The sequence below is a fragment of the Actinomycetota bacterium genome (genome assembly GCA_035697485.1).
In the GTDB taxonomy this organism is placed as follows: Bacteria; Actinomycetota; UBA4738; order UBA4738; family HRBIN12; genus JAOUEA01.
Window position 1 is genome coordinate 1 of sequence record DASSCU010000004.1, and the last position, 4,338, is coordinate 4,338.

The 4,338-nt window shown below is 67.6% G+C and carries 4 protein-coding genes; 3 read left to right on the forward strand and 1 reads right to left on the reverse strand.

The genetic code is table 11. The features are described 5' to 3' along the window. A partial coding sequence (locus VFI59_00340; protein HET6712149.1) for a DUF998 domain-containing protein occupies positions 1-480 on the reverse strand: 480 nt, incomplete at its 3' end. Positions 481-1,274: 794 nt separating this feature from the next. On the opposite strand from VFI59_00340, the gene VFI59_00345 reads away from it, so the two are divergent. The 3 genes from VFI59_00345 to VFI59_00355 all read left to right on the forward strand — a co-directional run bounded on the left by VFI59_00345 (position 1,275) and on the right by VFI59_00355 (position 4,096). Next, entirely contained in the window at positions 1,275-1,730 is a 456-nt protein-coding gene (locus VFI59_00345; GenBank protein HET6712150.1) for a PPOX class F420-dependent oxidoreductase, read from the forward strand. Positions 1,731-2,687: 957 nt separating this feature from the next. Further along, positions 2,688-3,125 carry a hypothetical protein gene (locus VFI59_00350; GenBank protein ID HET6712151.1) on the forward strand — a complete coding sequence of 146 codons (438 nt, stop codon included), beginning with the start codon at positions 2,688-2,690 and terminating at the stop codon, positions 3,123-3,125. Between the two features lie 593 nt (positions 3,126-3,718). Beyond that, entirely contained in the window at positions 3,719-4,096 is a 378-nt protein-coding gene (locus VFI59_00355; protein HET6712152.1) for a hypothetical protein, read from the forward strand. Positions 4,097-4,338 lie beyond the last annotated feature (242 nt).

The following is a 4,338-nucleotide window of genomic DNA, read 5'->3' on the forward strand; positions in this document are numbered from 1 at the left end:
CCGCGAGAGGATGGCCGCAACCGAGCCTGCGACGAAGCACAGGAGTGAGAAGAGCGGGTGGTAGGTCGCGACGTTCCCCGGGAACACAGCGATGCCGACGATCCCGACGCCGAAGATGCCGAGTGCGACGAGGAACCTACGCCGCTCGAGGACGCGCCAGAGCAGGTACGTAGCGACCAGAACCAGCACACCCGAGATGGCCATCGAGATGATGAAGATCAACCGGTTCGGCTGGACCATGTAGCTGTTCGGCGGCACCGTCCCACCCAGGTCACGGATCGTGTTGGCGAACGTGCTGTAGTGCCGGGCCGCCGGATACAGCGCTTCGTTCGTGATGATCGACAGGATCATCCCGATGCCTGTGATGCTCAGGAGCGCACCCGCGACCACCTCGTGGATGTTCCGCGCCCTTCCGTGCTCCGGTTCAGGCAGCGTGACAGTCGTTGTCGACGAGCCGTTGTGACGGACCTTCGTATCCATTCCCCCCAGCCCCTCTCCCAGCGATAGACATCTGGACAACCCAACGGTAGAAGGGGGGTTCGTCCCCCCCGGAGGGCGAACGCCCCTACACGGGAGGGTCATTTGCCGAACCCTTGGGCGCACTTTGAGTCCCGAGAACGCGACTGGGGACGCACGGGGAGCCCTCGCCGCACGGCGAGCCGGCGTTGTAGTGGAGTCCTGACTTCGGGCGGGCTCGGCGGCCCCTTCCCCTACGACTTACCGACGAGAGCGTCGGCCGTCGCCTCCTTCTGCGAAGGGTCTGACCCTGTTGCACCCTATGACTGGCCGCCGACACGGCGGCCATGTAGGTATTCCATGACCCCGACAACCGTCATGGCAACTCAAGGGTATGGGTCCGCCCCGGAGGAGGCCGATCGCGACCGCCCAGACGGTCGTGGAGATCGCGATCACGAAGTCGAACCGACGGGTCCGCCAGAGCTCCCATCCCGAGCGGGCACGCGTGGTTGGCTGAGCTCCGCGGGCCCCAGTGGTCGTTGGTGGCGCTGGCGACCAGTCACTGGCCGATGCGCTCGGCACCGGAGGAGGTCGCAACGGCGCTCAATCGCATCTCGGCGCTGGCATCTGGTTCGTCTTGAGCCCGGCTGCCCCACCCGCGAGACGGCGGCCGGGCTTTCGGTCGCAGTGGAGCAGCCGTCCGACCGGGCCGGTTGGCCTATCGGAACCGAGTCGCCCGGCCCAGGTCGCGGCGGCGGCGCTCGCCGACGATGAGGGGTGACCGATCGGCGGTCCCGGTCGGTCGGGAGGTGAGCACGATGTCTGTTCGCAGCCCCGAGAGGGAGATCGCGCCGGATCGAGCCGCCGCGCCAGCGGCGGCCGACGTCGCGCGGATCCCGGGCAAGTACCTGAGCATCACGAGTTTCCGCCGCGACGGCTCGGGTGTCGCGACCCCTGTGTGGTTCGCCACGGAGAGTGACCGGCTCTTCGTCATGACGGCGCTCGGATCCGGCAAGGTCAGGCGGATCCGCCGGAACCCGTTCGTGAGCATTGCCGCGTGCTCGGCCCGCGGTCGGCTCCGTGGTGAGCCGATGACGGCCCGGGCCGAGATCCTGCCGTCGACCGAGGAGGAGCACGTCAAGCGACTCATCGCGCGCAAGTACCGGTTCGACCTGCTCTTCATCAGGCCGATCCGCGCGCTCCAGGGCCTGTTCCATCCGGAACGTCGACACGAGGCGGCCGCCGTCCTTGCGATCACCCCAGTCTCGTCCTGACGACGCTCGGCGATGCCAAGCGCGCGATCACCGAGGTGCGCGACCTCGCCCGCGGGATCCACCCGGCCGTGCTCACCGACCGGGGGGTCGGCGCCGCATGTCGGCGCTCGCGGTGCGTTCCCCGGGTGCCGGCGGACGTCCACGTCGACGAACGTCCACCGGGCCTCGGTCGAGGCGGCTGCCTACTTCGTCGTCGGTGAGGCGCTCGCCAACTTCGCCAAGCATGCGAAGGCGACGAGTGCGGACGTCACCGTCCGCCGGAACGGCGAGCGCCTAGTCGTGAAGGTGGAGGACGACGGCATCACTCGTGGAGGGCTAGGGCCTGGCTGGTCTTCGCGACCGCGTGGGCGCGCTCGACGGCGAACTGCACCTGCTCTCGCCCCAGGGCGGACCGATGGTCCTGATGGTGGAGATCCCGTGCGGATCGTAATCGCCGAGGACGGCGTCCGATGGGCGAAGGTCCATCCCTGACAAGAATGAGGCGGTCGGGGCCATGTCCGTGGCGGGACGACCTCGCTCGTGCTCAACAGGTTCTTGATCTGGTGCCTCTGTCCCAACCCCCGTATGGGGCCGGGACGAGCTGAGCACCGGCGACATGTGGAACTCCCCGCTGATCTCGTGGCTGCTCGTGCTTGCTGGCGTCAACACAGACCGACTGACCCCGCCATCCGGCGGTCGAACCTATGCGACTCACTACAACGCCCAAGGGCCCTCATCGAGGCCTCGATCTGAAGACGCCGGATCCGCTTCCCGGTCCCCTTTTCTTCGCCGGCCGACGGCCTCCGCGTCCGCAGGCGGGACGTGCTGGGTGGGCCTATCCAACGAGTACCAGCTTGGCGCTTGAGATGGATCTGGAACTTGTGTGCCCTTCAGGCACACCCCCAGGGACCTTCGCCCCGTCGAGCAGGGGACCCTCGGCAGTCGACGCCCGTGGATCGTCTGGCGATGCTGTCGCTCATGGATCGATACACGAGGAGCGTCCTGGTCGTAGAGTCGGTTCCCACCGAGCGCGAGCGCCTGGCCGCGGCCCTCGAGGGCGATGGCTTCCAGGTCCTGCTGTGCTCGGGCCCTACCGAGCCCGACTACACGTGCATCGGCTCGCGGAGCGGCACGTGTCCCCTCGCGACCGAGGAGGCCGTCGTCGTTCTGGACATGAGCCTGGACAGCGAGATGGTCGTGATGGGCACGCCCGCCGAGGAACTGCTCGAGATGTACCTGGGGTCGGGTCATCCTGTCCTCGCCCTCGGTTCGCGCCCGGGTGAGGAGATGCCGGGGCGGTTGCTCCGTCTTCGGCGCCACCCCGAGACCGCCCTGCTGATCGAGGCGGTCTGGCGGCTGGCATCTCCGAAGGGCACGGGACTCGCTCCCACCTCCGAACGGGACCTGCGGCCCTAAGCACCCCCTTGCCGTCGGGTTCCATCAATTCGCACAGTCGCTCCCTCCGATTGCTGCGATCCTGTCGCGCCACGTCGGGTGTTCCGAGTTCTCACCGCTCGATCGCCGTTCTTCATCTCGTCGTGTTCGGCGAGGTGCGTTGGTGGCGGGAGATGAACTCGAGATTCGCCTCTGTCAAACCGGGACGTCACCAACCGCTAACCTCGCGGTGGTAGCTCGCGTGTGAGGACGGCGAAAGGAACGGTCATGAACAAGCGATCCGCGATCGCTATCGGCGGGGGGAGTCACCGGTGCGCTGATCTCTGGCGTCGCCGGATACGGCATCCGGATCCACCAGCCCGCTCGTTGCGGCGAGCACAGACCCCGCCAAGCCGATCGTGAAGACCGAGACCCGGACGATCACGATCCACAAGAAGGCGGCCTGGGAGCTTTCGCCCCACACCGGTCTTGAAGACCGGGGGGCCCACCAGGCGCCCTGATGCCTCCGCTCGGGCGGATAGCGGTGAACCTTTACCGAGCGAGCGACTCGCCTTTGCTTGCCCTTAGATCCCTCTTCTCTAGCCTCGATGCATCCGAGGATCGAGGAGGTCGGCATGAAGAAGATCGTGTTTGCGCTCGCGACCGCGTTCGTGCTCCTGGTGCCCGCGGGCATCGCGTCGGCGGGCCAGAACGACGTGATCCGGGAAGGGTCGTGTGGCGGTGCGAGCGACTGGAAGTTGAAGGTCTCACCGGAGGACGGTGGCCTCGAGGTCGAGTTCGAGGTGGACCAGAACGTCTCGGGCGACCGCTGGCGGGTCAAGATCCGCCACGACGGCGACCTCGCGTTCCGAGGCACACGCACGACGCGGGGCGCGAGCGGGTCGTTCGAGGTCCGGATCGTCGAGAACGACACGTCCGGCTCGGACGTCTTCCGCGGACGGGCGCGGAACCTGTCGACGGACGAGGTGTGCGTGGGGAGCGCGACCTTCTAGCACCGAGGACATCCAACTCGGGAAGGGCCCGGCGATCGCCCGCCGGGCCCTTCCGTTGCCCGGTCACGGCACCCACCGCCCCTACCATGAGGGCGTGGAAGCCGCGTTCTTCGACCTCGAAAAGACGATCATCTCGCGCTCGTCCTCGCACCCTGTCTCGACCGATATACCGGGCAGGGATGGTCACGCGCGGGCAGCTCGTGCACGGCGTGTACGGGCAGCTCGTGTACGCGCTGGTCGGG

Coding starts and splice junctions, on each gene's coding strand:
- VFI59_00350 (HET6712151.1), top strand. CDS start 2,688: ATGGATCGATACACGAGGAGCGTCCTGGTCGTAGAGTCGGTTCCCACC.
- VFI59_00355 (HET6712152.1), top strand. CDS start 3,719: ATGAAGAAGATCGTGTTTGCGCTCGCGACCGCGTTCGTGCTCCTGGTG.
- VFI59_00345 (HET6712150.1), top strand. CDS start 1,275: ATGTCTGTTCGCAGCCCCGAGAGGGAGATCGCGCCGGATCGAGCCGCC.